The organism is Streptomyces sp. NPDC049879 (genome assembly GCF_044461265.1).
Lineage (GTDB): Bacteria > Actinomycetota > Actinomycetes > Streptomycetales > Streptomycetaceae > Streptomyces.
This window is the reverse complement of the sequence record NZ_JBITKT010000002.1, coordinates 196,868-220,774: the sequence shown is the minus strand read 5'-3', so window position 1 is coordinate 220,774 and position 23,907 is coordinate 196,868. Positions and strand designations below refer to the sequence as shown.

Below are 23,907 nucleotides of genomic sequence, written 5' to 3'. Positions count from 1 at the left end.
GGATGGCACAATGCACGACTCTCCCTCCCCGACCTCACCCCGCGCGATCGCGGACGCCTACGTGGAAACCCTCGCCGACCTCGACCCCGTCGTCGGCACCCAGCTGGGCATCAGGCCCGGCGTGGCCGAGCTGCCCGACGTCTCCCCGGACGGCCTCGCCGCCCTGGCCGACGCGCAGCGCGTCACGCTGGCCCGCCTCGACGCGGTGGACGCCGACGGCCTCCCCGCCGTCGAGCGCCGTGCCGCCCGGCTGCTGCGCGAGCGCCTCACCGCGCGCCTCGCATTCGACGAGTCCGGCGAGAACCTCCGGAACGTCTCCAACCTCTTCTCCCCGGTCCAGCACTTCCGGTCCGTCTTCCTGCTGATGCCCACCGCCACCGAGGACGACTGGGCCGTCGTCGCCCGGCGGCTGCGCAACGTCCCCGGCGCCCTCGCCGGATACACCGCCTCCCTCGACGCGGGCCTCGCGCGCGGCCTCACCGCCGCGCCCCGGCAGGTCGAGACCGTCGCCGCCCAGCTGGACGACTGGCTCGCCGCCGACTGGTACCGCGACTTCACCACCGCGGGCCCCGACGCGCTGCGCGCCGACCTCGACGCGGGCGCCGCCGCCGCGACCGACGCGCTGGTGCGGCTGCGCGCGTACCTGCGGGACACGTACCTGCCGCGGACCGCCGGTACGCCGGACGCGGTGGGGCGTGAGCGCTACCTCACCGGCGCACGGCTGTGGACGGGCGCCGACCTCGACCTGGAGGACGCGTACGCGTTCGGCTGGGAGGAGTTCCACCGGCTGAGCGCGGAGATGCGCGCGGTGGCGCGCGAGATCCTCCCGGGCGCCGGGGTGCCCGAGGCGCTGGAGCACCTGGAGCGCCACGGCGAGGCCGTCGAGGGCGTGGAGGAGATCCGCCGCTGGCTCCAGGCACTGATGGACGAGGCCATCGACGCGCTCGACGGCACGCACGTCGACCTCGCCCCGCCGATCCGGCGCGTCGAGGCGATGATCGCCCCGCCCGGCAGCGCCGCCGCGCCGTACTACACGCGCCCGTCGCTCGACTTCTCCCGGCCGGGCCGCACCTGGCTGCCCACGCAGGGCGCGACGCGCTTCCCCGTCTGGCACCTGGTGTCCACCTGGTACCACGAGGGTGTGCCCGGCCACCACCTCCAGCTCGCGCAGTGGGTGCACGTCCAGGACCGGCTGTCGCGGTTCCAGGCGAGCGTCGGCGGCGTCAGCGCGGCCACCGAGGGGTGGGCGCTGTACGCGGAGCGGCTGATGGACGAGCTGGGCTTCCTCACCGACCCGGCGCGCCGCATGGGCTACCTGTCGGGGCAGATGCTGCGCGCGGTCCGCGTGATCATCGACATCGGCATGCACCTGGGGCTGCGCGTCCCGGCGGGGGAGGAGTACCACCCGGGCGAGGTGTGGACGCCTGAGCTGGCCGCCGGGTTCTTCGCGCGGCACACCGGGCACGACGCCGGGTACACCGCGTCCGAGCTGACCCGCTACCTCGGCATGCCGGGGCAGGCGATCAGCTACAAGCTGGGCGAGCGCGCGTGGGTCGCCGGGCGTGAGGCGGCGCGCAAGGGCGCGGGCGACGCGTTCGACCTCAAGTCGTGGCACATGGCGGCGCTGTCGCTGGGGTCGCTGGGCCTGGACGACCTGGCCGACGAGCTGGCGCGGCTGCGCTGAGGCACGGCCGCCCGCCTCCCTGTCCCGGAGGCGGGCGGCCGCACGGCTCAGACGTCCCGGACCGTGATCCCGTCGAGCAGCCGGCGGGTCGCCTCCGCGACGGCGGTGACGGCCTCGTCGAACGCCGCGGCGTTGCGCGCGGACGGCGCCCGGTAGCCGGACACCTTGCGCACGTACTGGAGGGCCGCCGCCCGGATGTCCTCATCGGTCACACCGGGCGTCGCGGGCGGACGGAGCGTCTTGATGCTGCGGCACATGACGACCAGTCTGCGCCCTTGTCGGCACCGGGCGGGAATGCGCGTGCTTCATTGTGACGAATTCACTACGGTCGCACGCATGGACGAATCCGCGTCGGCCGCGCACCGGGAACTGAACCGCAGGAACTGGGAGGGCCGGGTCCCCATCCACGCCGCCAGCGCGTTCTACGACCTGCCGGGCTTCCGCGCCGGTGGCTCGACGCTGCGACCGTTCGAGATCGAGGAGGTCGGCGACGTCACGGGGCTGCGGCTGCTGCACCTCCAGTGCCACATGGGGCAGGACACGCTGTCCTGGGCCAGGCGCGGCGCCGAGGTGACGGGGCTCGACTTCTCCGCGTCGGCCGTCGACACCGCCCGCGCCCTCGCGCGCGACACGGGGCTCGAAAGCCGCGCCCGCTTCGTCGCCGCGGATGTCTACGACGCCGCCGACGTGCTGGCGGGCGAGCGCTTCGACGTGGTCTACACCGGGATCGGCGCGCTGGTCTGGCTGCCCGACATCACGCGCTGGGCCGAACTCGTCGCCGGACTGCTGGCGGACGGCGGGCGGCTGTACCTCGCCGAGTTCCACCCGCTGATGGAGACGCTGGACGACGACGGGCGCACGGTCGCGCGCGACTACTTCGACCGGACGCCGCAGCGGTACGACTACCCGCACACGTACACGGACGGACCGCCGCTGCGCGAGACGGAGCACGTCGAGTGGCACCACCCGCTCGGCACCGTCGTCAGCGCCCTGGCGGCGGCCGGGCTGAGCGTCGAGTTCCTGCACGAGCACGGCTTCACGCTCTTCCAGGCGTACCCGGTGCTGGAGCGCGACGAGGCGGCGGGCGTCCACCGCTTCCCGGCCGGGCACCCCGGCGTGCCGCTGATGCCCGTGCAGATCTGATGGGCGCTGGCCGCGCGGCGAACGTCCGTTCCCGTTCCCCGCTGACGACGGGGCGATGGCGCGCGGACCTGCCCAGGCCGTACGGTCGCTGGGTACGGGTCGCCGCGCGACGCCGGAGCGCGGGGCCCCACGGGGAAGACACGGGGATCACACGGGACCGGCGCCGGTCCCGCGCCGGACCGGGCGCGGGGCCATGCGGAGCATGCGAGAAGGGGACCCACCGGTATGACCACCGAACTGACCGTCCTGAGCCGCCCCCTGGCTCTCAAGCAGTGTCCCGACTGCGGCGCGACCTGCCCAGACGAGCGGCGGCAGTGCCTGGCCTGCGGGCACAAGTTCTGAGGGACGCGGCAGACGCGGACGCCTGCCGCCCGACGCGGGCAGGCGCGGCCCCGCGATTGAACAGATTGTTCACCTCCATTCGTTGACTTCGCTGTGTTGTCTCCGGCATGGTGGGCGGTATGACCGAGCACGCCGCGCAGCCCGCCGACCCGTTCACCCCGCCCGACCCGGCCGCCGCCCGCGAACACCGGGCGTTCGCCGCGCTGTTCCGCATCGCGGAGCGGCACGCCGTGACGCCCGAGCAGCGCGCGCGGCAGACCCACCCGTACGTGCTGGCGCCGCACGAGGCGGTGCGCCTCGTCTCGTTCCTGCTCAGCGGCGCCGCGCTGCTCGACGACGGCGAACCGGAGGTGGACCGGGCCGACATCACCGCCGCCCTCAGCCTGGTGACGCGGGCCCGCGCCGAGATGGACGAGCTGGAGGCCGGTCTGCTGTCGATGGCGCGGGGACGCGGCCTGACCTGGCAGGAGATCGCCTTCGGCCTCGGCCTCGGCACCCCCCAGGCGGCCCGCCAGCGCTACACCCGCCTCTCCGGCCGCGTCCCCGACGACACGGACGCGGGCCCGGACGCCGTCACACCATGAGCGTCACGCCGGTCGCGCGGCCGACAAGCCTGTCCGCGAGGTGACCGTGTGGCGTGCGATCGGTCAGGAGCAGTCGAACCAGTGGCTGGTGGGGCGGGCGGGGCAGGTGCGGCACTCGAATATGTAGACGCCTCCGACGTCGCCCAGCATCATCCCAGCACCCGTGCTCGCCTCCTCGCTCGCCCTCTGCCGCCCGTCCACCTCCCTCCGGTCCTCCACCGGGAGCCACGTGCGGATCGATTCGCCGTCGTACTCCCGGCTCGCCACGGTGAGCAGATGGTCCATCCGCCGGCCGCAGTCCGGGCAGTCCGGCCAGACCGGGTCCTGCGTCCACCCCGGGTAGCCGCCCAGCTTGATGCCGGGCGCGTCGGCCAGGTGGTAGTGGAACAGGAAGCCGCTGGACCGCTCCATCGCCTCCATGCGGTCGCGCAGCACGTCCCGGAGGTTTTTCGGTATGTCCCAGCTCGGGTACTCCGTCACCCGTTCGGGATGGACGACGCACGGATGGGGCACGTGGTCCTCCAGCGCGTCGGCGGGTGGCGGAGGCGCTTCCCGCACCGCCGTGACGGCCGCCGAGTCCCGCCAGCGGACCAGTGGCAGCGGACAGCACCACTCACCGTGCTCGAAGGGACACCACAGGACCTGCAACAGGTCACAGCCCGGCGGGAACGGTATGCCCGGCGCGTCCTCCCGCCGGACCTGGACGACCGGCACGAACGGCGTCCCCGGCTCGTGGACTCCGCGTTCGGGCTCGCCGTCGCACACCGGCCACGGTTCCTCCACCGGCCACAGCAGCGGCCCGCCGACCGAACTCTCATGGCACGACGGGCTCCCCGGCCGTGGATGGAGCCGCACGGCCTCCCGGCGCAGTGAGCCCAGCTCGGGCAGGTACTCCTCCACGGCCACCGGCCGGGGCGGCGTGCGACGGACCATGACGCTCTCCCTCTCGATCACTCTCCGTGACGACGAGGGAGACTGTAGCCGGGGGGTCTGACAACGCGTCCCGGCACCCGCGCCGTCAGGACGGGAGCGCCGCCAGCAGGTCGGCGGCGGAGGTGGAGCCCGGCGGGCGGCCCTCGCGGGCCAGGACGTTCGTCGCGTGCCGCAGCGCCTCGTTCACCGGCGCCGGGACGCCGTGGTGGCGGCCGAGGAGGACGATCTCGCCGTTCAGGTAGTCCACTTCCACCGAGCCCGTGCCGCGCCGCAGGCTCTGCCATGTGGAGCCGCCGCCGCGCTCGGCGCCGGGCACCTCGCGGATGTCCACGCGGTCGCCGCGCTGCTCCGCCTGCTCCTCGTCGCTCGCGAACGGGATGCCCGCCGCCGCCAGGACGGCCTCGCCCTCCGCCCGTACCCGGCGCAGGAGTTCCTTCGCCTCCGGCTCGTCCGTGCCGCAGACGGCCTGCACGGCGTTGGCCAGGTTCGACAGCAGCTTGGCGTACTTCCAGCGCAGCACGTCGGGCACCACGGGGGCCAGGAACCTCGCCGACTCCAGGTCGGCGGCGATGGCGCGCGCGGTGTCGTCCGTCTCGCCGTCCTGCGGGTAGCGGCCGATGTGCAGCATGCCGGTCAGCGGGGCGCCACCCGCGGAGACGACGCCGGGTTCGAGGTACTGGGCGGGCAGCCACACGCAGACGCCGTACACGCGGCTGAAGCGGCGCAGGGCCATCTCCTCGTTGGCCACGCCGTTCTGCACGCACAGCAGCGGCAGGTGGGCGGCGGCCGGGGCCCAGGCGTCGAGGGCGGCGACGGTGTCCTGCGTCTTCACGCAGAGCAGCAGCACGTCGTCCGGCCGGAGTTCGACGTCGTCGGGGCCGGTCGCGACGGGGACCCGCAGCGTCAGGTCCTCGTCGGGCGTCCGCAGCCGCAGGCCCCGCTCGCGCAGGGCCGCGGCGTGCTGCCCGCGTGCCACGAGGACGACGTCGTGTCCGGCCTGGTGCAGCCGGCCGCCGATGGCTCCGCCGACCGCGCCGGCGCCGATGATGATGTAGCGCATGGACGCCATTCAAACACCAGACCGGCGCCGGTGGACGGGCGTCACCAGTAGACGATGACCTTGTCGCCCTCGTTCACCTCGTCGAAGAGCGCCGCGATGGCGCCCTCGTCGCGGACGTTGACGCAGCCGTGGGACGCGCCGTTGTAGCCGTTCGCCGCGAAGTCCTGCGAGTAGTGCACCGCCTGGCCGCCGTCGAAGAACATCGCGTACGGCATCGGGGAGTCGTACAGCGTCGAGTGGTGGTTCCGCGACTTCCAGTAGACCTCGAACTCGCCCTCGCGCGTGGGCGTCTGCTCGGCGCCGAAGCGCACGTCCACCGCCATCTGCACCTCGCCGTCGATCACCCACGACAGCGTGCTGCTGGTCTTCGAGATGCACAGCACGCGGCCGGTCAGGCAGCGCTCGTCCAGCGCGGCGGGCTCCACCTCGGGGATCTCCACCGGCGGGTACATGTCCTCCTCGCCCGGCGTCTCCGTCTCGGCGGTCAGCGCCGCCCAGGTGTCCTCGAAGACGGTGCCGGTCGCCTCAAGACCCGCGGCCTGCTGGTACGAACGGACAGCCGCCGCCGTGACGTCGCCGTAGTAGCCGGTCGGGTTCTCGTCGAAGTGGTCCAGCTGCTTGAGGCGCGCCTGGAGTTCGCGGACCTGCTCGGAGTTGTCCCCGTAACCGAGGATCTGCTGCGGCGGGTACAGATCCCGCTCGCCCGGCGCCTCCGTCTCACCGGTCAGCGCGGCCCACGTGCTCTCGAAGACGACGCCGGACACCTCCATGCCCGCCGCCCGCTGGTACTCGGAAACGGCGCCGAGCGTGACGTCGCCGTAGTAGCCGGTGGGCTGCGCGGCGAAGTGGCCCAGCTGCGCGAGGCGCGCCTGCAACTCCCTGACCTGGTCGGTCTCATCGCCGAAGTCCATGACGACGGGCTCGGCCGGGGTCTCCTCCTCGGTGGGCTCCTCCGAGGGGGTCTCGTCCCCGTCGCCCTCGTCCGCCTCCGCGGTGGGCGACTCGCCGGCCGGGGCGGAGGAGGCCGGGCCGTCCGCCTCCGTGCCGTCCGCGTCCGAGCCGCACCCGCTGAGCAGCAGGGCGACGAGGGCCGCTCCGGCGACCGCCGGGACGGCGGCGCGGCGGCGGAAGCGGCCGTACGAGAGCGCGGAGCGCATGGTGGGGTCCCCCCTGGGAATACCGGGCAAGATCGACAGTGGCGGTGAAGCGGTGCCTCACTCGTAAAGATGCGCGTACCGCCAAGATTGTTGCGCCCCAGGGCATAACGAAGCGGGCACGATTCGCCGACGTCAGCGCAGCAGCGCCCGCACCGACTCCACGGTGTCCGCGTCCGCCGCCCGCTTGTCCTCCCGGTAGCGCACCACGCGGGCGAACCGCAGCGTCACCCCCTCGGGGTACCGCGTCGAGCGCTGCACCCCGTCGAAGGCGATCTCCACGACGAGTTCGGGCCGTACGCGCACCACACCCCGCCGTTCCTCCACCGCCAGCTCGCCGAGCCGTTCCGTCTGCCAGGCGAGCAGCGCGTCCGTCAGGCCCTTGAACGTCTTGCCGAGCATCGCGAACGTGCCGTCCGCCCGCCGCGCGCCCAGGTGCAGGTTGGACAGCTTCCCCGTGCGCCGCCCGTGGCCCCACTCGGCGGCGAGGACGACGAGGTCCAGCGTGTGCACCGGCTTCACCTTCAGCCAGGCCGCGCCCCTGCGGCCCGCGCTGTACGGCGCGTCGAGCGCCTTGACGACGACGCCCTCGTGCCCCCGTTCCAGCGCGGCGGCGGCGAAGTCGGCGGCGGCGCGGCGTGCTTCCGGGTCGGCCGGGTCCGGTACCGGCAGCCGCCGTACGCGGCGTGGTTCCGGCGCGATGCGGGCCAGTTCGGCGATCCGCTCGGCGGTGGGGAGGGCGAGGAGGTCGCGGCCGTCCACGGCGAGCAGGTCGAAGAAGACGGGGGACAGCGGCAGCGTCCCGGCGAGCGAGCCGACGCGGCCCGCCGTCTCCTGGAACGGCCGGGGCCGCCCGTCGTCGTCCAGCGCGATCACCTCGCCGTCCAGCACGGCGTGCCCGGCGGCCAGTTCGCGCGCGGCGGCGCGCACCTCGGGGAGGCGGTCGGTGATCTCGTCCAGCGTGCGCGTCCAGATGCGCACGTCGTCGCCGTCCCGGTGGACCTGCACGCGGATGCCGTCCAGCTTCTCCTCGACGGCGCAGGGGCCGAGCCGGTCGAGGGCCTCGTCCAGGTCGCGCGCCGGGCGCGCCAGCATCGGCAGCACAGGGCGGCCGACCGTCAGCCGGAACGCGCCCAGCGCCCCAGGACCGTCCGCCAGCACCGCGCGCGCCACCGCGCCGAGTGAGCCGCCGAGCATCACGGCGCGGCGTACGTCGTCGGGCGGCGCGCCGACGGCGGCGGCCAGGCCCTCGGCGGCGAACGCGTCCAGCGCGCCCTGGCGCAGCTCGCCCGCCAGCAGACGGACGAGGAAGTCCTGCTCGTCGGCGGTGGCGGCGGCCAGGAGTTCGGCGAGCATGTCGTGCCGCCGCGCGCCCGAGCCCGTGCCGGAGGCGGCGGCGATGCGGGAGAGCGCGGCGTCGGTGTCGCGGACGGTCAGCGTGGCGGACGCGGCGGGCGGCGGGCGGTCGCGCAGGGCGGCCCAGCCGACGCCGACGCGCCGCTGCGGGAGGCGCCCGGCGAGCCAGGCGGTGACGACGGGGGCCTCGTCGGGCGCGGTGTCGCGGAACAGCGCGGCGAGCACGCCGACCTTCGCCGACCGCGAGGCGGTGGCGGCGACGTCACGCGAGGCCCGCGCGATCTCCTCGAACAGCACCCTTCCATGGTCACCGCAACGGGCCCGTCCCGCGCGCTGGAGGCCTCAACCGACCCGGCCGCCCCCAGCTCTCCGCCGCCACCGTGACGACGGCTCGGCCGTCCCGTTCTGCTGTCCGGGGCGGGCACTGCCGCTGCCCGGGCTGCTTATCCGCCGTCCAGGGGCGCTCGATGACTCCACCTGTTCACCCTGTGCCGCCCGAAATGCCGAGTCTGTCACGTAGCGTGGTGATCATGGCGAGTGATTCGGCAGGGCTGCTCGCCTGGGCAATCAGCTCGTCGAAGGCGGTGGTGAGTCGCGCGATCTGCATCGGTTTCTCAAGAAACATGTCGCCGACATGGCTGTCCACCCAGACGATCTCGGGCTCGGCGCTCCTGGCGAAGTTCATGAGCACGAACGAGCCGGGCATCCCCGGATGCACACCAGCGGTGAAGGGGATGACCTGTACCTGGATGTGCGGTTCCATGGACATCTTCGCGAGATGGTCGAGTTGGGCGCGCATGACGTCCGCTCCGCCCACCAGACGTCTGAGGGCCGCCTCGTCCATGGCGACGCGCAGGCTGACCGGCTCTTCCCTGGTGAGTATCGACTGGCGCTCCATGCGTGCCCGCACACGCAGTTCGACCTCACTCGATGGCGCGGTGCGGAGTGTGCCCCCGATCACGGCCCGTGCGTAGTCCTCGGTCTGGAGGAGTCCGGGGACGAAGAGAGACTCGTATTTCTTCAGCTCGGACGCTTCGGACTCGAACTGGATGAACGCGTTGTACTCGTCGGGCAGTTCCGCGTCGTACGGGCGAATCCACCCCTGCTCCTGTGCTCCCCTTGCCAGGGCGACGATCTTCTCCCGCTCGTCCCCGCGCACCGCGTACGCGTCGAGCAGAGCGATCAGCGTGCGCTTCTGAGGCCGGGCCTGGCGCGCCTCGATGCGCCGGAGGGTGACCTCGTTGACGCCGGTCGCGTCCGCGACGGCCTTGATCGACAGCCGCTTCCGCTCGCGGAACCGCACGAGTTCCGAGGCCAGGCGCCGGACGCGAATGGTCGCGATCTGTGATTTCGCCATTCTTTCCTTCCTCCGGTGGTGCTCAACTCTTGAGAACGCATTTCTTGCGTTTTTCAAAGGCGCGTCATTCTGGGATTCTGTTCGCTCACCGGCTGGTCCGACAGGTCTCGGAAGTGGGGGACACGCCACGCCCCGGGGGGATTCGGCCGCGCGATCCTGGAGGTTTCGCATGGAGGACCCGTCGCCCACGCGTCGCGAACAACTGCTGGCCGCCGAGCAGGCCGGCCGAGAACTGGCGGACGCGCTCGGAACGTTCGATATCACGTTGCCGTCGCTGGGCGTCGACCCGGTGTCGGCGTCCGGTACGAGCGTCGCGCCGTTGCTCGACCTGGGGCGTGTCCCCGTGGAGATGGCACGACGGCTGACCGCCGTACTCCGCGACGGCCGACCGGGGGCGAGGCGGGACTGAGGCGCAGAACACCCGTGCGGTCGGGGCATGCGTGCGGCCGGTTCTGACCGGGCGGGATCTCCAAGGCGGTGGGTGGCCTCGGCGAGCCGGGGGAGTTGCAGCGTCCGACGAAAGTGAACGGCCATGGAGTGCATGCATCTCGGCGACTTGCAGGCGACTGAAGAAGGCATCTGCTGCGCACCGTGCGGTGCGCTTCTGTATGCGAAATCGATTGTTGAAAAGGAGGCTCTCGCAATCGATGAACGAAAGGGAGATCCAGGTGCGGGCCCGCCGGTGGGTGAAGGCGAATCGGAGTGAGCAGGGCGACGCGAACCGGCTGCGCAGGCGGGCGCGTTCGGGCGGCGGCTGATGGGAGGTAGGCGACGCCGTGACGCACGGCCCTCTGTCCGGCACCAAGTCCGGTCGTGGTGCCGTGCGTTCCTCGACACCCTCGTTCCCACACATGGCAGGCATCGGGCGGACGAGCGGGCGCCCGCCGTTCCCGCCGCGCCCGGTGCGGTGGTCTCCGTACTCAAGCGGCGCACACTCGTGATCACCGCCCACCGGCCGCCCGCCTTCGCTGCCGCTCACCTGCCCGGCGGAACCGTTTCCCCCGTCCCGTGGTACGTCATCATCCACGAGTCCGGTCGATGCGTCGGGGCGATCATCGAGGAACGTCGCCTGCGCAAGCAGGCGGTGCCGGGCTGCGGAGACCGAAGCTGAACGGTCGCGGGTGTGCGGCCCAAGAGGGCTTGCGGTGCCCTGCGGAATCATATGGCGGAGGTACCATAACCTTATGGCCTTGAAGAAGACGACCGTCATGGTCGATGAGGAGGACCTCGCGCTGATCAAGGCGGCGGCGGCGCGGGAGGGGCGGCCGGAGTCGGAGTACTTCCGGGCAGCCTTCCATCTCGCGGCCCTCCGCACCCGGCGCTGGAACACGGAGTGGGACATTCCGCTCCTGGACTTCGGGGGGCCTGTCACCGCCGAGGAGATCGACCGGGCGGTCTCGGACGGCGCGGCGGACGCCGAGTGATCGTCGTCGGTGACACCTCCGGGCTGGTCGCCGCTCTCAATGCCTCGGACCCCGAGCACAGCGCCGCCCGCACCGCCATGCAGGAGGCGGCGCTCACCGTGGTGTCACCGCTGGTGATCCAGGAGATCGAGCACATCACCACACGCAACGTCAATCGCGGAGCCGCCTACGTGGTGAACGACTGGCTGCTGGCCCAGGAGCGCTCGGGGCGTGTAGCGATCCCGGAGTTGTCCGCCGAGACGCTGCGCAATGCCCGCCTGGTCCAGAACCGCTACGCGGCCCTGCGACTGGATCTGACCGACGCCGTGAATGTCGTGCTGGCCGAGGCGTTCGACACGGAGACCATCCTGACCCTCGACCGCAGGGACTTCAGAGCCGTCACCCCACTCACCGGCCACCACGCCTTCCGGCTCCTGCCCGACGACCTGTAGAGCCACCCACCCTCGCGTACCAAAGCATCCGGAGGCTATGTACGGCGGGTGGGTGACGGGGACAGACTGGGCTTGGGGGGTGGTCTGGGTGGGGATCGGGGATGAGGAGACCGCGCGGCGGGCGCTGGACAAGGCGGCGGTGCTGCTCGCGCAGGGGAAGGCCGGTCGCGCGCGGCGGTGGTTACGCCGGGCGGGGCAGGCTACGGCCGACCCGCAGGTGTCGTACCTGGTCGCGCACGCGTTCCACACGCTGATCGGCGACACCGCGCAGGCCGAGGTGTACTACCTGCCCGCCGCCGAGGCGGGGCACGTGGACGCGATGAACAACCTCGGTGTCCTCCTCAAGCAGCGCGGTGACATGGCTGGCGCGATCCGCTGGCTGCTGGGCGCGGCCGAGCGCGGCGACCTTGACGCCACCCACACGTACGCGCGGCTGCTGCACCAGGCCGACCGCACGGACGAGGCGCTGCCCTGGTACGAGAAGGCCGCGGCGGCCGGGCACGTGGACGGGATGATGAACGCGGGCACGCTGCGGCTGGCGCGCGGCGACACAGGGAAGGCGCTGGAGTGGTTCCGCTCGGCGCAGCGCGCCGGGCATCCGCTGGCGGGAGTGCTGGCCGAGTCGGCGGAGCAGCAGACTACGCAGCGGCAACAGCAGCCCGGCCCCAGCCCGGCGCGGAACACCCCGCCGCGCGCACCCGTCGAGGTGGATCCCGCCGCGCCGCTCAGGACCGCTTACCAGGCCCAGGACCGCTACTTCTCCACCGGCGACCCCACCTACCTCGCCCTGGGCATCGACCTGCTCGCCCAGCTGATGGACAGCGGACTGCCCCGCGTCCAGCACGCCGAGGCCCTGACCCTGCGCGGCGTACTGCTCCGCTCCCGCTACGAGCGCGACGGCCGTCCCGACGACCTCGCCGACGCGGTGAAGGCGGGCCGCGCCGCAGTCGCCGTCTCCAAGGCCGCCGACCCCCGCTACGCCTCCCACCTCTCCAGCCTGGGCAACACCCTCTACGACGACTTCACCCGTACCCGGCACGTGCCGGCCATCGACGAGGCGGTCTCCCTCCACCGCCGTGCCCTGGCGGCCCTGCCCGACGACCACCCCGAGCGCGTCCCCACCCAGTCCAACCTGGCCAACGCCCTGCTGGCACGTGCCACCGCCGATCCCGCCGCCCCGGACGAGGGACTGGTGACGGAGGCCGTCCTCGTGGGCCGCGAAGTCGTCCGCGCCACGCCCGACGGCCACCCACGGCTGGCCTCGTACCTGGTCAACCTCGCCGCAGGACTGCTGACACTGCTGCGCGCACGTCCCAGCCAAGTCGTCGCCGACGAGGCGGCCGACACGTACGACCGCGCGCTGCGCGCCCTCCCCTACAAGCACCCCTCCCGCGCGGGCATCGAGGCCAACCGGCGGCTCGCCCACCAGATCCGCACCGCCCTGACCGCCGCCGGACCCGCCACGCACGAGCCCGCCCCGCCGCCGCTCGGCACCGCGACCGCCGACCGGCTCCTCGCCCAGTACGAGACGACCGGCGCCGCCGCCGACCTCGACCGCGCGCTGGAGATCTACCGCACCGCCTACGCCTCCACCCTCGACCCCGCCGCCCGCCGCGAGACCGGCGTCAAACTCGCCACCGCCCTGTGGTCGCTGGCCGAACGGACCGGTGCCCGCGCCGATCTCGACAGCTCCCTCGACCTCTTCGCCGCCCTCCTGGCCGAAATACCCGACGGCGACCCCCTCGCCGGAACCGCCCGTACGTCCCTCGGCTCACTGCACCGGCTGCGCTGGGAGTCCGGCGGTGACCCCGCCGACCTGGACAGCGCCATCACCCACCAGCGCGCCGCCATCGCAGACGCCCCAGCCGGCCACCCCATGCGCGCGTTACGCCTGGACGCCCTCGCCTCCGCGCTGATGCTGCGCTTCGAGGCATACGGGGACACCGGCGCGCTCGAAGAGGCCCTCACCGCGCGCACCCAGGCGTTCGCACTGGCCGGCATCCTCTCCCCGCAGGGCCCCGGCATCGCGTCCAACCTGGCGCTCGGCCTGCGACTGCGGCCCGACGCCACGCGCGCCGACCTGGACGAAGCGGTCACGCACGCCCGCGCCGCCGTCACCGCCACCCCGCCGGGCCACCTGCTGCACACCCGCTTCGTGTCCAACCTGGCCGTCGTCCTCAGCGCACGGCACGCGCTCACCGGCGAGACCGCCGACGCCGAGGAGGCCGCACGCCACGCGGCCCAGGCTGTCGCCGCCACCCCGCTCGACCACCCCAACCGCGTCTCCCGCCTCGGCGCACTGGCCGGCGCACGCGCGCAGCTCCACGAAGCGGCGCCCACCCCCGGCGGCCTCGACGACCTGATACGCGCCGCCCGCCAGGCGGACGAGGCCACCCCGCCGGGCCACGTCGCCCACACCCACCTGCGGTCGCTACACGCCTGGGCGCTCGCCCGCAAGGCCGTCGCCACCGGCGACGGCGATCTCCTGGCCGACGCCGAGGAGACCCTGCGGCAGGCCGCCACCGACCCGGCGGGCCCGGTGGGCGCGCGGGTGTCGGCCGCCCGCCGCTGGGCCGCCGCCGCGCACCTCGGGCACGGGCCACGGGCGGCGCTCGGCCCGTTCGCCCTGGCCGTGGACCTCCTGGCGCGCACGGCGCCGCGCCGCATCGGGCGCACCGACCAGGAGCGGCACCTGGCGTCGTACGGCGGCCTCGCCTCGGACGCCGCCGCGTGCGCCGTCGCCTGCGGCGAGCCGGAGCGCGCCGTGGAACTGCTGGAGGCGGGACGCGGTGTCCTGCTCGCCCAGGCGTTCGACACACGGGGTGACCTGACCCTGCTGCGCGAGGCGCACCCCGAGGCGGCCGGGCGCCTCGACGGGCTCCGCGCCGTCCTCGACCCCGTGGGGCCGGGCACCCCCACCGCGGACGACCGGTACGCCGCCGCCACCGCCTGGGACGACCTGGTCGCCGACATCCGCAGCCGCCCCGGCTTCGCCCGCTTCCTGCTGCCGCCCGCCCCCGCCGACCTCCTCGCCGCACTCGGCGACCGCGCCACGGCCGTCGTCGTGAACATCAGCGGCCTGCGCAGCGACGCCCTGCTGCTCGCCCACGGCCGCGTGACGTCCCTCCCGCTGCCCGGCATGGACCTGCGCACCGTCACCACGCGCACCGGGGCGTTCCTGGCGGCCGTCGCGGGCGCCGCCGACCCCGCCGCGTCACGCGCCGAGCGCGTCGCGCACCAGCAGACCGTCCGCGACACCCTCGCCTGGCTCTGGCGCGACCTCGCCGAGCCGGTGCTCACCGCACTCGGCCACACCGCGCCCCCGCCCGACGCTGCGGGGGAGTGGCCGCGTATGTGCTGGATACCCACCGGACCGCTCACGGCGCTGCCCCTGCACGCCGCCGAAGCCGCCGAGTCACGGGAGCAGGCGGGGGCGGCCGTACTCGACCGCGTCGTCTCCAGCTACGCGCCCACGCTGCGCAGCCTCCTCCGCACCCCCGCCGCCCCAAGCGCCATGCCCCCGGACGCCGGCCCCCTCGTCGTCGCCCTGTCCAGGACGCCCGGTGCCCGCGACCTGCCGCACGTGGAAGACGAGGCCGCCCACCTCGCCTCACGCCCCGGCGCCCGCCTGCTCACCGGAACCGGCGCGACCCGTGCCGCCGTACTGACCGCCATTCCCCACCACGACTGGCTGCACCTCGCCTGCCACGCGCAGAGCCCCGACACCGTGCTCCTCCACGACCACGCGGCCCGGCCACTGACCGTGCCCGACATCTCCGCGCTACGCCTGCCGTCCGCCCGCCTCGCGTACCTCTCCGCCTGCTCCACCACCCGTGCACGCGCGGGCCTGGACGACGAGGCGGTGCACATCACCGGCGCGTTCCAACTCGCGGGCTACCCGCACGTCGTCGGGACGCTGTGGCCGGTCAGCGACCGCATCGCGCCCGAGACGGCCGCCGCGTTCTACGCCGCGTGGGCCGCGGGCGCCGACCCCGCCCGCGCGCTGCACGACGCCGTACGGGCGGTCCGCGCGCGGCTGCGGGCGACGCCGACGCTGTGGGCGGCCCACGTGCACGTCAGCGCAGCAGGTTGAGGCTCGACACGACCGTGAACAGCAGCACGAGCTTCTCGAACCTGGCCTGGTCGAGGCGCCGGACCACCGCCCGCCCCGCGACCGCGCCGAGCAGCACCGCCCCGACCAGCGCCGCGTTCAGCCCGAGCGACTCGCTGTCGATCAGCCCGAGCCCGGCGCTGAACGGGATCTTGAAGACGTTGACGATCAGGAAGAACCACGCGGCCGTGCCGAGGAACTCCAGCTTCCGGTAGCCCGCCGACAGCAGGTACAGCGACATGACCGCGCCGCCCGCGTTCGCCACCATCGTCGTGAAGCCGGAGAGCAGGCCGAACACGGCGGCGCGCACCCGACCGGTGCCGGTCCCCGGGCGCCGCCGCTGCCACAGGTGCACGAGGACGACGGCGAGCAGCGTGCCGCCGATCGTCCGCCGCATCACGGTGTCGTCCACCCAGGCCACGAAGACGGTGCCGAGCACGATGCCCGCGACGACGGACGGCAGGAGCCGCAGCAGCGCGGGCCAGTTCGCGTGCCGCCGGTAGACGGCCACCGCGAGCAGGTCGCCGCAGATCAGCAGCGGCAGCAGCGCGCCGCTCGACTCACGGGCGGGCAGGACGGCGGCGAACAGCGCCACCGAGATCGACCCGACTCCGCCGATGGACGTCTTCGCGACGCCGACGAGAAGCGCGCCGAGAGCGAGCAGCGTCCAGTCCGCACCGCTCAGCCCGCTGATCACGGACAGGACAATACGCCCGTTCGGGTGAGCGCCGGGAACTTGTCCGGCGACCGGAACGTGATACGGGCGTGATGCTCCGTGACGGGGCGGGGCGGGGAGCGAGCGACGTGGGGAAGGGGCCGGGGACCGTGACGGACACAGCGGCCGGACGGACGGCGGATGCGACGGGCGGCGCGGGCGGCGTGGGGGACGCGGGCGCGGCGCCGGGGCGCGGCGGGCGGTTACGTGCGCGGGCCCGGCGGCTGCGGCCCCGCGTGCCGCGCACGGTCCGCGGGAAGCGGCGGGCGCTCCGGCTCGCGGTGACCCTCCTCGCGCTCGCCATGCTGCCGAACGCCTGGGTGTACGCGGCCACCGACGACCGGGTCCGCACCACGGAGAGCGCGCCCGCCAAGCCGGTGGCCCTCGTCTTCGGCGCGGGGCTGCGCGCGGACGGCACGCCGACCCGCTGGCTCGCCGACCGCCTCGACACGGCCGCCGAGCTGTACGGCACCGGGCGCGCCCGCGTCCTCCTCGTCTCGGGCGACAACAGCACCGCGGCGTACAACGAGCCGGAGGCCATGCGGACCTATCTCGTCGAGCGGCACGGCATACCGGCCGAGCACGTCGTGGCCGATTACGCGGGCCTGAACACCTGGGCGTCCTGCTCGCGCGCCGCCGAGGTGTTCGGCGTGGAGGAGGCGCTGCTCGTCTCGCAGGACTTCCACATACGCAGGGCCCTCGCGCTCTGCGAGGCGGCGGGCATCGACGCCTGGGGCGTGGGGGTCGGGGACCACGCGAGCATCCTGTGGGTGGTCAGCGGTCTGCGGGAGACGGCGGGCGCGGCGACGGCGGCGTGGACGGCGGCGTTCACACCGGAGCCGGAGATCGCCGGTCCGCGGGAGACCGCCGTCCAGGACGCGCTGCGGGCCGGGCCGTAAGGCGGTCAGGGCCGGTCAGGGGGTGCGACGAGCCGTTCCACCGCCGCCGTGACGAGCTGCTCGCGCTCCGCCTCGCTGAACACGTCGGGGAGAGTGAGCTGCTCGACGATCAGCCAGTTGAGGGCCAGGACGAGCAGCAGTACGCCGGTGGCGTCGCCCGGCAGGCCCGACTGCGCGTGGTACGCCACGTTGGCGTCGAGGTCGGCGCGGACGCGTGCGCTGAGCACCGCGCGCAGCGCCGGGCGCCTGGTGGCTTCGAGGCGCAGTTCGAGCAGCGCCAGATAGCCGGTCCTGAAGGCGCTGATCCGGCCGACGAGTTCGCGCATCAGCACGGCGTAGGTCTCCAGCCCGGGCGTCAGCGCCTGCTGTGCGGCGATCGTCTCCTCGTCGGGGATGAGGCGCTCGTAGACCCGGGCGCCGACCTGCGTGAAGAGGTCGTCGCGGCTGGCGAAGTAGTTGGAGGCGGTGCCGGTCGGCACGGCCGCCCGGGTGTCCACCGCCCGGAAGGTCAGGCCGCGCGCGCCCTCGGCCGCGAGCACCTCGATGGCGGCGTCCACGAGCGCCGCCCGCCGTTCGTCGTTCCTGCGCACCATCGATGCCACTCCGGATGTAGTACTAAGTGTGAACCGCTCCGTGTACGCTACTACGCGCGCGGCCCGCCGGGCGGTGCAGGGAAGTGTTCACCTGTCGTACTCCCGTCCGGTGAGCGGGAGTTACGGGCAGCGCGTACAAGTGACGGCCTATGTCCACCACAGCGGCCGAGACCGCACCCGACGCCCCACCCGCGCCGTCGCCACGGCCCGCCCGGGAGCACCGGTACGACGTCGACCTGCTCCGTCTCGTCGCGTCCTGCTCGGTGATCCTCAGCCATGTGGCCGCCGCGTTCATCAAGGCCGTCGACGGGCAGGAGGGGAACGGCGCCGCCGCGTACTGGGTCGGCATGGCGGGCGACTCCGCCGGATCGTTCGCCGTCCCCGTCTTCTTCGCCATCGCCGGATGGGCCGTCCTCATCGGCGCCCCGCCCCGCGACAGCCGCCGCCTGTGGCAGCGCATCACGCGCAACATCACGCCGCTGTTCCTGTGGACCGCCGCCTACCTCGCCTGGGCCTGGCTGCGCGGCACGAACGACGACCCGGCGGCCGACCTCGCCATGCGCGGACTCTTCGGCTCGATCCAGCCCGCGTACCACCTGTGGTTCATGTACGTGTACATCCCCATCGTGGCACTGCTGGCCTTCGTCGCACTGCTCAAGGCGGGCGCCCGCCCCTGGGCCACCGGCGCCGCGCTGCTCGCCGTCGCCTGCCTTCCCAGCCTGCTCACCACCCTCGGGGAGGTGACCGGCCACGACGCGCCGTCCACAGGCTGGGGATTCACCACGTACTCCGTCGTGTACGCGGCGGGCGGCGCGCTGATCCTGTCCATGCCGCAGCGGCTGCCCGCCCGCTACCGGCGCCCGCTGCTCCTCGTGATCCCCGCCGCCATCGCGGGCATCCTCTGGTACAACACGCAGATCCACTACGTGATCCCCAACGCCCACCTCTTCGTCGCCGCCCTCACCCTGGCCGTCGTGCTGCTCATCTGCCGCATACGCATACCGGAACGCTGGCAGCCGCGTCTCAGCCGCACGGCGAACGCCGCAATGGGCGCGTACATGGTGCATGTCTTCTTCGTCGAGGAACTGGTACGCCCCCTGATCCCCGCCGACGCCAGCGCACCCGTCGCCGTGGGCCTGTTCCTGTGCCTGCTCCCCGTGACGATCGCCCTGTCCTACGCGGCCAGCCTGCTGTGGGGCCGCCTCGGGCTGCGCCGCATCCTGGGCTAGCGCTGCGGCCGGCGAGGTTCGACGGGTCGCGGCCGGGCGGGCCCCGTGAGTGGTCGCCGGAAGAGCCGTTGGCGGGCGTCGGCCTTCATCAGTACCGGGACGAGGCCGTAGACGGCCGTGGGGACGACGATCGCGGTGAGGACCAGGGTCTCCAGCGGCAGCGGCAGGCCGCCGAGGACCGAGCCGAGCAGGCCGAGCGCGACAGTGATGGTCGGGTAGACGGCCAGCCACGTGATCAGCGCACGGCGGTGGACGGACGGGGCGGCGGTAGCGGTGTTCGCGGACATGCGCGTGTCCTGTTCGGAGGGGCCGGATTCCTGATATCCAACCATTGGGTTGGGAGTCTGGCACGTGGTCGCGCCGATGTCCAACCGTACGGTTGGGAATGGGGTAGTCTCGGGGCATGGCCTGGGACACAGCACGCACCCGACAGCTCCTGCTCGACGCCGCGGTCGGCGAATTCGCCGAACACGGCCCCGAGGGAGCCCGCGTCGCCCGTGTGGCCACCCGGGCAGGTGTCAACAAGGAGCGGATCTACCAGTACTTCGGCAACAAGGAGAAGCTGTTCGGCGCGGTACTGGAATCCGAGCTGGCGAAGATCGCGGCCGCCGTGCCGCTGACCGCTGACCAGGGCGCCGACCTCGGCGACTACGCGGGTCGGCTCTTCGACTACCACCGCCGGCACCCGCACTTCGTGCGCCTGCTGGCCTGGGAGGGCCTGCAGAGCCGGGGCCCCGTGGCCGCCGAGGCCGAGCGCACCGGGCACTACATCGAGAAGGCGGCCGCCCTGGCCGAAGCCCAGGAGGCCGGCGCCCTGGCCCGGGACATCCCGCCGGGCCAGCTGGTGCACGCGGTCATCTCGCTGGTCGCATCCTGGTTCACCATGCCCCAGCTCGCCCGCATGCTGGTCCCCGCCGCCAACGAGGACGAGGACGCCCAGCGGGAAGCCCTCGTCACCCTGGTGCGCCGCCTCGCCGCCTGAGCCGGACCGCGCCGACCGCCGCGCGGCGGTCTCCGGGCCGGAGGTCCGCACCGGGGGCCGCAGGGCTCGCACGACCCGGGCGTCGTCCTCACCGTGCCGGCCGCGCCGTCCGGGACCGGACGCGACCGCACCCTCGGAGTCCACGACTCCGGCCTCGGGGAACACATGTACACAGGTCGACGCCAGGCCGGTGACCGAAGCACCCAGGTCCCGTTGGCGAAGAGGCCAACCTGCGCACGCCCCCTGTGACGACGGACCCTGGTGCCATCGCATGGCGGCGCCCGCTGCGTGTCCGTCCCGGCGAACCCCGCAGGCGCCCCCGTCAGCCCTTCCCCACCGTCCTGGCCCGTACCTTCCGCACCAGCCGCAGCGCCGCCCGGCGCCCCGGCATCTGACCGGCGACACCCGACGCGAAGCCCCCCGGCAGCGCCAGTGCCGTCAGCTTGCTGCGCCTGACGTACCGCGCCGCCAGACCGCCCTGGTGCTCCGCGAGCCACTGCTCCGCCTCGCCCCGCAGCGGCGCGTGCATCCGGGGCTGCATGGTGTACCCCAGCACGCGCACCAGCGCCCCGAGCGCCGCGCCCGCGTCCTCCGGCGTCCCCGGCAGCGTCTCCAGGCCGCCCGTCAGCGCCTCGATGTCCGGCACGTACGCGTCCACGAGCGTCACCGGCACCCGATTGCTGTTCTGGAACGGCCGCAGCCGCCCGAGCACCAGGTCCGTGCCCACCCGCGCGATGGGAATCCCGTAGTACACCGACGCCGTCAGCATCGCCGTCGAGAAGCAGCCCACGACCAGGTCGGGCCCGACACGGTCGAAGACCGTCTCCGCCAGCATCGGCGTGTCCAGCACCGTCAGCCGTACGCCCGCGTCCGCCGCCGCCTTCTCCAGCACCTTCGAGTACTGCGCGGGCGCCGTCGGATGCGGCTTGAAGACGACGTGCGCGCACCCCGCCCGCGCCGCCCCGCGCAGCATCCGCTCGTGCAACTCCTCCTCCTGCGCCGCCGAGAGGATGTTCAGCGCCGCCAGATACTGCCCGAGGATCACTGCGGTCCGTTCACCCCGTACGCGCGGCGCCACGGCCGGTTCTCCGTACGCGCCGCTGATCTCGTCCAGCACCGCCCGGAACGCCGCGTCCGGCACGATCTCCGCGGACGCCCCGAACTCCGACAGCAGCAGTGGCGTCAGCCCCGGCAGCAGGTCGAGGTGCAGCAGCCGCTGCACGCGGCAGGCCGTGGGCCAGGGAAGCCGCTCGCGCGTCGGCCCGTAGCTCATCAGCCCGTCCGCGTACACGTGCACGTCCGCGTCGGCGAAGATCTCGGCCAGCGCCGCCGCCGGTTTCGCGTGCACCGACTCGACGACCAGGTCGAGCGGCCCGTCGCCCAGGTCCCACGCCGCGCGCAGCAGCCGCTGCCACGCGGCGGTGTCCGTCTCGGGGGGCGCCCACAGGGACGGGTGGTTGGGGAAGACCGCCTCGTTCCAGTCGACCACGGTGTCGAAACGCGCCGCGATCGCGCCCCAGCCGGTCATCTCGTCCAGCGTGGCCGCCGCCTCGGGGACGGCCGCGTTGTTCGTCACGAGCAGGACGCGCCGCCCCGGCTCGAACATGCCCGCGTCCAGGGCCGCCGCGAGCGTCGCGGCGCCGTACAGCGTCGAGACCTCGAAGATCTGGGTACGCCCGGTCCGCCCTGTCCCCGTCCTCATGCCACCGCCGCCTTCCGCGTCGTCCGCCCGGCGAGCCGCCGCAGGACGCGCCCGCGCTCGTCGCCCATCGCCGTCAGCACCGGGTCGAGCAGGTCGGGCGGCATCCGCCGCAGCGCCTCCCCGGCCTCGCGCCGCAGCCGCTTGGCGGCCTCCGGCTCGTACCCCGACGCGTTCGCCGCATGGAAGGCGATCATCGCGCAGTACGTCCGTACGATCTTCGGCAGGAAGCGGTCGGCGGCCGGGTGCGCCGCGACCTCCGCCATGATCAGGTCGTGCGCCGGGAGGAAGTCGAGCTGCCGCTCGTCGCGGATCTGCGTCAGCGACCCGCCGACCCCCCGCCGGTAGAACACGCCGAGCAGCCCCACCGCCGCGAAACTCCGCGCCCGCAGGTGCAGCTGCCAGCCGAACACCCGGTCCTCCGCCGTCCGCAGCTCCGGCGCGAAGCGCAGCCCGTCGTCGAAGACCCGCCGCCGGTAGATCCCCGCCCAGACGAAGGGGTAGTCCACCATCGTCTTCGCGTTGGCCGGGAGCACGCCGTCCAGCGGGTCGAGCGGCACGTCGCGGCGCGGCGCCGGCGCCCGCACGACGACGCGCTCGCGGCCCGTGGCCTGCACGTGGTCGGTGCGCACGAAGTCCACGTCGAGCCGCTCGGCCGCCGCCAGCAGCCGCGCCAGATAGCCGGGCGCGTACCAGTCGTCGCCGTCGAGGAAGGCGAGGTACGCGCCCTCCGCCGTGTCGATGCCGGTGTTGCGCGCCCGCGAGATGCCGCCGTTGGCCGCGTGCCGGACGACCCGGCTGCGCGGCGGGAGCGCGTCCGCGCGGCCGAGGATGTCGGCGGTGGCGTCGGTGGAGTGGTCGTCGACGAAGATGAACTCGATGTCATCCGTCGCGTTGCGGACGAGGCTCCGCAGCGTGGTGGGCAGGAAGGCCTGCACGTTGTGGCAGGTCACGACGACGGAGAGCTTCGGCACCACGCGACGGTAGACGCCGCCGCGCCACGCCGGGGCAATCCGGGGTGACCGCGAGGTGAACCATGCGTGCACACTCGGGTGTGAACCCACCGGGAACGGGCACCCGCAGTGCCCTGACCGACGGACCTCGACCGACCGACGACGCGGGGAGCAGACGGGGATGGGCGACACGGAGGACGGCGCCGGGAACGCCGCGTACGGCCGGGAGAAGTTCAACCGTTCCCGCAGCCACTTCACCGACCGCGTCACCGCCGACGGCCGCGACGGCTGGCCCGTCGAGGCGGGCCGCTACCGGCTCGTCGTCAGCCGCGCCTGCCCCTGGGCCAGCCGCGCCCTCGTCTCCCGGCGCCTCCTCGGCCTGGAGGACGCCCTCTCGCTCGCCGTCGCCGACCCGATCCAGGACGACCGCAGCTGGCGCTTCACCCTCGACCCCGACGGCCGCGACCCCGTGCTCGGCATCCACCACCTCAGCGAGGCGTACGACGCGCGCGAGACGGACTACCCCGGCGGCGTCAGCGTCCCCGCGCTCGTGGACATCCCGTCCGGCCGCCTGGTCACCAACGACTACCAGCGCCTCACGCTCGACCTCGCCACCGAGTGGACGGACCTCCACCGCCCCGGCGCCCCCGACCTCTACCCGGAGCCGCTGCGCGCCGAGATCGACGAGCTGATGGAGGGCGTCTACCAGGACCTCAACAACGGCGTCTACCGCGCGGGCTTCGCGACGGAGCAGGACGAGTACGAGGCCGCGTACGCCGACGTGTTCCGCCGCCTCGACCTGCTGTCCGTACGCCTCGCCGACCGCCGCTACCTCGTCGGCGACACGATCACCGAGGCCGACATCCGCCTGTTCACCACCCTCGTGCGCTTCGACGCGGTCTACCACGGTCACTTCAAGTGCAACCGCAACAAGCTCACCGAGGACCCGGTGCTGTGGGCGTACACGCGCGACCTCTACCAGACGCCCGGCTTCGGCGACACGGTGGACTTCGACCACATCAAGCGGCACTACTACCAGGTCCACACGGGCATCAACCCCAGCGCCATCGTCCCCGCCGGGCCCGACCTGTCGGGCTGGCTCACGCCGCACCACCGCGAGGACCTCGGCGGACGCCCCTTCGGCGACGGCACCCCGCCGGGCCCGCCGCCCGCGTGACTCGGGGACCGGGACGGAGATGCGGAAAGAACCTGTCCTGATCCCGGCGTAGCGTCGGCGGAAAGCACGCCACGAGGAGGC

Annotated in this window: 22 protein-coding genes; 11 read left to right on the top strand and 11 right to left on the bottom strand. The window is 73.5% G+C overall.

Annotated elements, in window-relative coordinates; all coding sequences use genetic code 11:
• Positions 1 to 10: 10 nt before the first annotated feature.
• Positions 11 to 1,684, top strand: coding sequence for a DUF885 domain-containing protein (locus ACIBPC_RS07890; protein WP_398842028.1), 1,674 nt, complete (start codon positions 11 to 13; stop codon positions 1,682 to 1,684).
• Between the two features lie 47 nt (positions 1,685 to 1,731).
• On the opposite strand, the gene ACIBPC_RS07885 is transcribed toward ACIBPC_RS07890, so the two are convergent.
• Complete coding sequence (locus ACIBPC_RS07885) at positions 1,732 to 1,941, bottom strand: DUF2277 domain-containing protein (RefSeq protein ID WP_362957125.1); 210 nt, start codon at positions 1,939 to 1,941, stop codon at positions 1,732 to 1,734.
• A gap of 79 nt (positions 1,942 to 2,020) precedes the next feature.
• Between ACIBPC_RS07885 and ACIBPC_RS07880 the strand changes: the two genes are divergently transcribed.
• Together ACIBPC_RS07880 and ACIBPC_RS07875 are read left to right on the top strand one after the other, a co-directional pair.
• Entirely contained in the window at positions 2,021 to 2,827 is an 807-nt protein-coding gene (locus tag ACIBPC_RS07880; protein WP_398842026.1) for a class I SAM-dependent methyltransferase, read from the top strand.
• A gap of 461 nt (positions 2,828 to 3,288) precedes the next feature.
• Positions 3,289 to 3,753: a DNA-binding protein gene (locus ACIBPC_RS07875; protein WP_362957131.1), complete on the top strand. Its 465-nt coding sequence runs from the start codon at positions 3,289 to 3,291 to the stop codon at positions 3,751 to 3,753.
• 63 nt (positions 3,754 to 3,816) lie between these two features.
• On the opposite strand, the gene ACIBPC_RS07870 is transcribed toward ACIBPC_RS07875, so the two are convergent.
• From ACIBPC_RS07870 to ACIBPC_RS07850, 5 genes are all read right to left on the bottom strand, one after another.
• Positions 3,817 to 4,686, bottom strand: a complete 870-nt coding sequence (locus ACIBPC_RS07870) for a DUF1963 domain-containing protein (RefSeq protein WP_398842024.1) — start codon at positions 4,684 to 4,686, stop codon at positions 3,817 to 3,819.
• Between the two features lie 85 nt (positions 4,687 to 4,771).
• The gene (locus ACIBPC_RS07865; protein WP_398842022.1) at positions 4,772 to 5,746 is read right to left on the bottom strand and encodes a ketopantoate reductase family protein; all 975 of its coding nucleotides are present in this window, start codon (positions 5,744 to 5,746) and stop codon (positions 4,772 to 4,774) included.
• A 41-nt stretch (positions 5,747 to 5,787) separates the two neighbouring features.
• A complete protein-coding gene (locus tag ACIBPC_RS07860; RefSeq protein WP_398842020.1) occupies positions 5,788 to 6,903 on the bottom strand; it encodes a peptidoglycan-binding protein in 1,116 nt (371 codons plus the stop codon).
• Positions 6,904 to 7,035: 132 nt separating this feature from the next.
• Complete coding sequence (locus ACIBPC_RS07855) at positions 7,036 to 8,553, bottom strand: ATP-dependent DNA ligase (RefSeq protein ID WP_398842019.1); 1,518 nt, start codon at positions 8,551 to 8,553, stop codon at positions 7,036 to 7,038.
• 184 nt (positions 8,554 to 8,737) lie between these two features.
• Positions 8,738 to 9,613: a helix-turn-helix domain-containing protein gene (locus ACIBPC_RS07850; RefSeq protein ID WP_398842017.1), complete on the bottom strand. Its 876-nt coding sequence runs from the start codon at positions 9,611 to 9,613 to the stop codon at positions 8,738 to 8,740.
• A gap of 169 nt (positions 9,614 to 9,782) precedes the next feature.
• On the opposite strand from ACIBPC_RS07850, the gene ACIBPC_RS07845 reads away from it, so the two are divergent.
• The 4 genes from ACIBPC_RS07845 (at position 9,783) to ACIBPC_RS07830 (ending at position 15,561) form a co-directional block, all read left to right on the top strand.
• Complete coding sequence (locus ACIBPC_RS07845; protein ID WP_398842016.1) at positions 9,783 to 10,022, top strand: hypothetical protein; 240 nt, start codon at positions 9,783 to 9,785, stop codon at positions 10,020 to 10,022.
• A 775-nt stretch (positions 10,023 to 10,797) separates the two neighbouring features.
• On the top strand, positions 10,798 to 11,037 hold the full coding sequence (locus ACIBPC_RS07840; protein ID WP_362957147.1) for a ribbon-helix-helix protein, CopG family: 240 nt from the start codon (positions 10,798 to 10,800) through the stop codon (positions 11,035 to 11,037).
• Positions 11,034 to 11,468 (top strand): PIN domain-containing protein, encoded by a 435-nt coding sequence (locus tag ACIBPC_RS07835; protein WP_398842014.1) that lies wholly within the window; start codon positions 11,034 to 11,036, stop codon positions 11,466 to 11,468. Before ACIBPC_RS07840 ends, ACIBPC_RS07835 begins: the two co-directional genes overlap by 4 nt.
• 88 nt (positions 11,469 to 11,556) lie before the next feature.
• A complete protein-coding gene (locus tag ACIBPC_RS07830) occupies positions 11,557 to 15,561 on the top strand; it encodes a CHAT domain-containing protein (RefSeq protein WP_398842012.1) in 4,005 nt (1,334 codons plus the stop codon).
• On the opposite strand, the gene ACIBPC_RS07825 is transcribed toward ACIBPC_RS07830, so the two are convergent.
• Complete coding sequence (locus ACIBPC_RS07825; RefSeq protein ID WP_398842011.1) at positions 15,545 to 16,276, bottom strand: sulfite exporter TauE/SafE family protein; 732 nt, start codon at positions 16,274 to 16,276, stop codon at positions 15,545 to 15,547. The two genes, ACIBPC_RS07830 and ACIBPC_RS07825, sit on opposite strands and share 17 nt — an antisense overlap.
• A 128-nt stretch (positions 16,277 to 16,404) precedes the next feature.
• Between ACIBPC_RS07825 and ACIBPC_RS07820 the strand changes: the two genes are divergently transcribed.
• Entirely contained in the window at positions 16,405 to 17,193 is a 789-nt protein-coding gene (locus ACIBPC_RS07820; RefSeq protein WP_398842009.1) for a vancomycin high temperature exclusion protein, read from the top strand.
• A gap of 5 nt (positions 17,194 to 17,198) precedes the next feature.
• Here the strand turns inward: ACIBPC_RS07820 and ACIBPC_RS07815 are convergent, their stop codons facing one another.
• A complete protein-coding gene (locus ACIBPC_RS07815; RefSeq protein ID WP_398843004.1) occupies positions 17,199 to 17,786 on the bottom strand; it encodes a TetR/AcrR family transcriptional regulator in 588 nt (195 codons plus the stop codon).
• 149 nt (positions 17,787 to 17,935) lie between these two features.
• On the opposite strand from ACIBPC_RS07815, the gene ACIBPC_RS07810 reads away from it, so the two are divergent.
• Positions 17,936 to 19,015 (top strand): acyltransferase, encoded by a 1,080-nt coding sequence (locus ACIBPC_RS07810; protein ID WP_398842007.1) that lies wholly within the window; start codon positions 17,936 to 17,938, stop codon positions 19,013 to 19,015.
• Here ACIBPC_RS07810 and ACIBPC_RS07805 read toward each other — a convergent pair.
• Positions 19,012 to 19,302, bottom strand: a complete 291-nt coding sequence (locus ACIBPC_RS07805) for a hypothetical protein (protein WP_398842005.1) — start codon at positions 19,300 to 19,302, stop codon at positions 19,012 to 19,014. The genes ACIBPC_RS07810 and ACIBPC_RS07805 overlap by 4 nt on opposite strands.
• 116 nt (positions 19,303 to 19,418) lie before the next feature.
• Here ACIBPC_RS07805 and ACIBPC_RS07800 point away from each other — a divergent pair, with 116 nt between their 5' ends.
• Complete coding sequence (locus ACIBPC_RS07800) at positions 19,419 to 19,997, top strand: TetR family transcriptional regulator (protein WP_362957161.1); 579 nt, start codon at positions 19,419 to 19,421, stop codon at positions 19,995 to 19,997.
• A gap of 322 nt (positions 19,998 to 20,319) precedes the next feature.
• On the opposite strand, the gene ACIBPC_RS07795 is transcribed toward ACIBPC_RS07800, so the two are convergent.
• Both ACIBPC_RS07795 and ACIBPC_RS07790 read right to left on the bottom strand, forming a co-directional pair.
• Positions 20,320 to 21,699 (bottom strand): polysialyltransferase family glycosyltransferase, encoded by a 1,380-nt coding sequence (locus ACIBPC_RS07795; protein ID WP_398842003.1) that lies wholly within the window; start codon positions 21,697 to 21,699, stop codon positions 20,320 to 20,322.
• Positions 21,696 to 22,670, bottom strand: coding sequence for a glycosyltransferase family 2 protein (locus ACIBPC_RS07790; protein ID WP_398842002.1), 975 nt, complete (start codon positions 22,668 to 22,670; stop codon positions 21,696 to 21,698). The genes ACIBPC_RS07795 and ACIBPC_RS07790 overlap by 4 nt, the downstream gene beginning before the upstream one ends.
• A gap of 160 nt (positions 22,671 to 22,830) precedes the next feature.
• Here ACIBPC_RS07790 and ACIBPC_RS07785 point away from each other — a divergent pair, with 160 nt between their 5' ends.
• Positions 22,831 to 23,826, top strand: a complete 996-nt coding sequence (locus tag ACIBPC_RS07785; RefSeq protein ID WP_398842001.1) for a glutathione S-transferase family protein — start codon at positions 22,831 to 22,833, stop codon at positions 23,824 to 23,826.
• The last annotated feature ends 81 nt before the right edge of the window (positions 23,827 to 23,907 follow it).

Excerpts from the sequence above, each read along its gene's own strand:
- ACIBPC_RS07890 (WP_398842028.1), top strand. The coding sequence starts at position 11 with ATGCACGACTCTCCCTCCCCGACCTCACCCCGCGCGATCGCGGACGCC.
- ACIBPC_RS07885 (WP_362957125.1), bottom strand. The coding sequence starts at position 1,941 with ATGTGCCGCAGCATCAAGACGCTCCGTCCGCCCGCGACGCCCGGTGTG.
- ACIBPC_RS07880 (WP_398842026.1), top strand. The coding sequence starts at position 2,021 with ATGGACGAATCCGCGTCGGCCGCGCACCGGGAACTGAACCGCAGGAAC.
- ACIBPC_RS07875 (WP_362957131.1), top strand. The coding sequence starts at position 3,289 with ATGACCGAGCACGCCGCGCAGCCCGCCGACCCGTTCACCCCGCCCGAC.
- ACIBPC_RS07870 (WP_398842024.1), bottom strand. The coding sequence starts at position 4,686 with ATGGTCCGTCGCACGCCGCCCCGGCCGGTGGCCGTGGAGGAGTACCTG.
- ACIBPC_RS07865 (WP_398842022.1), bottom strand. The coding sequence starts at position 5,746 with ATGCGCTACATCATCATCGGCGCCGGCGCGGTCGGCGGAGCCATCGGC.
- ACIBPC_RS07860 (WP_398842020.1), bottom strand. The coding sequence starts at position 6,903 with ATGCGCTCCGCGCTCTCGTACGGCCGCTTCCGCCGCCGCGCCGCCGTC.
- ACIBPC_RS07850 (WP_398842017.1), bottom strand. The coding sequence starts at position 9,613 with ATGGCGAAATCACAGATCGCGACCATTCGCGTCCGGCGCCTGGCCTCG.
- ACIBPC_RS07845 (WP_398842016.1), top strand. The coding sequence starts at position 9,783 with ATGGAGGACCCGTCGCCCACGCGTCGCGAACAACTGCTGGCCGCCGAG.
- ACIBPC_RS07840 (WP_362957147.1), top strand. The coding sequence starts at position 10,798 with ATGGCCTTGAAGAAGACGACCGTCATGGTCGATGAGGAGGACCTCGCG.
- ACIBPC_RS07815 (WP_398843004.1), bottom strand. The coding sequence starts at position 17,786 with ATGGTGCGCAGGAACGACGAACGGCGGGCGGCGCTCGTGGACGCCGCC.
- ACIBPC_RS07810 (WP_398842007.1), top strand. The coding sequence starts at position 17,936 with ATGTCCACCACAGCGGCCGAGACCGCACCCGACGCCCCACCCGCGCCG.
- ACIBPC_RS07805 (WP_398842005.1), bottom strand. The coding sequence starts at position 19,302 with ATGTCCGCGAACACCGCTACCGCCGCCCCGTCCGTCCACCGCCGTGCG.
- ACIBPC_RS07800 (WP_362957161.1), top strand. The coding sequence starts at position 19,419 with ATGGCCTGGGACACAGCACGCACCCGACAGCTCCTGCTCGACGCCGCG.
- ACIBPC_RS07795 (WP_398842003.1), bottom strand. The coding sequence starts at position 21,699 with ATGAGGACGGGGACAGGGCGGACCGGGCGTACCCAGATCTTCGAGGTC.
- ACIBPC_RS07785 (WP_398842001.1), top strand. The coding sequence starts at position 22,831 with ATGGGCGACACGGAGGACGGCGCCGGGAACGCCGCGTACGGCCGGGAG.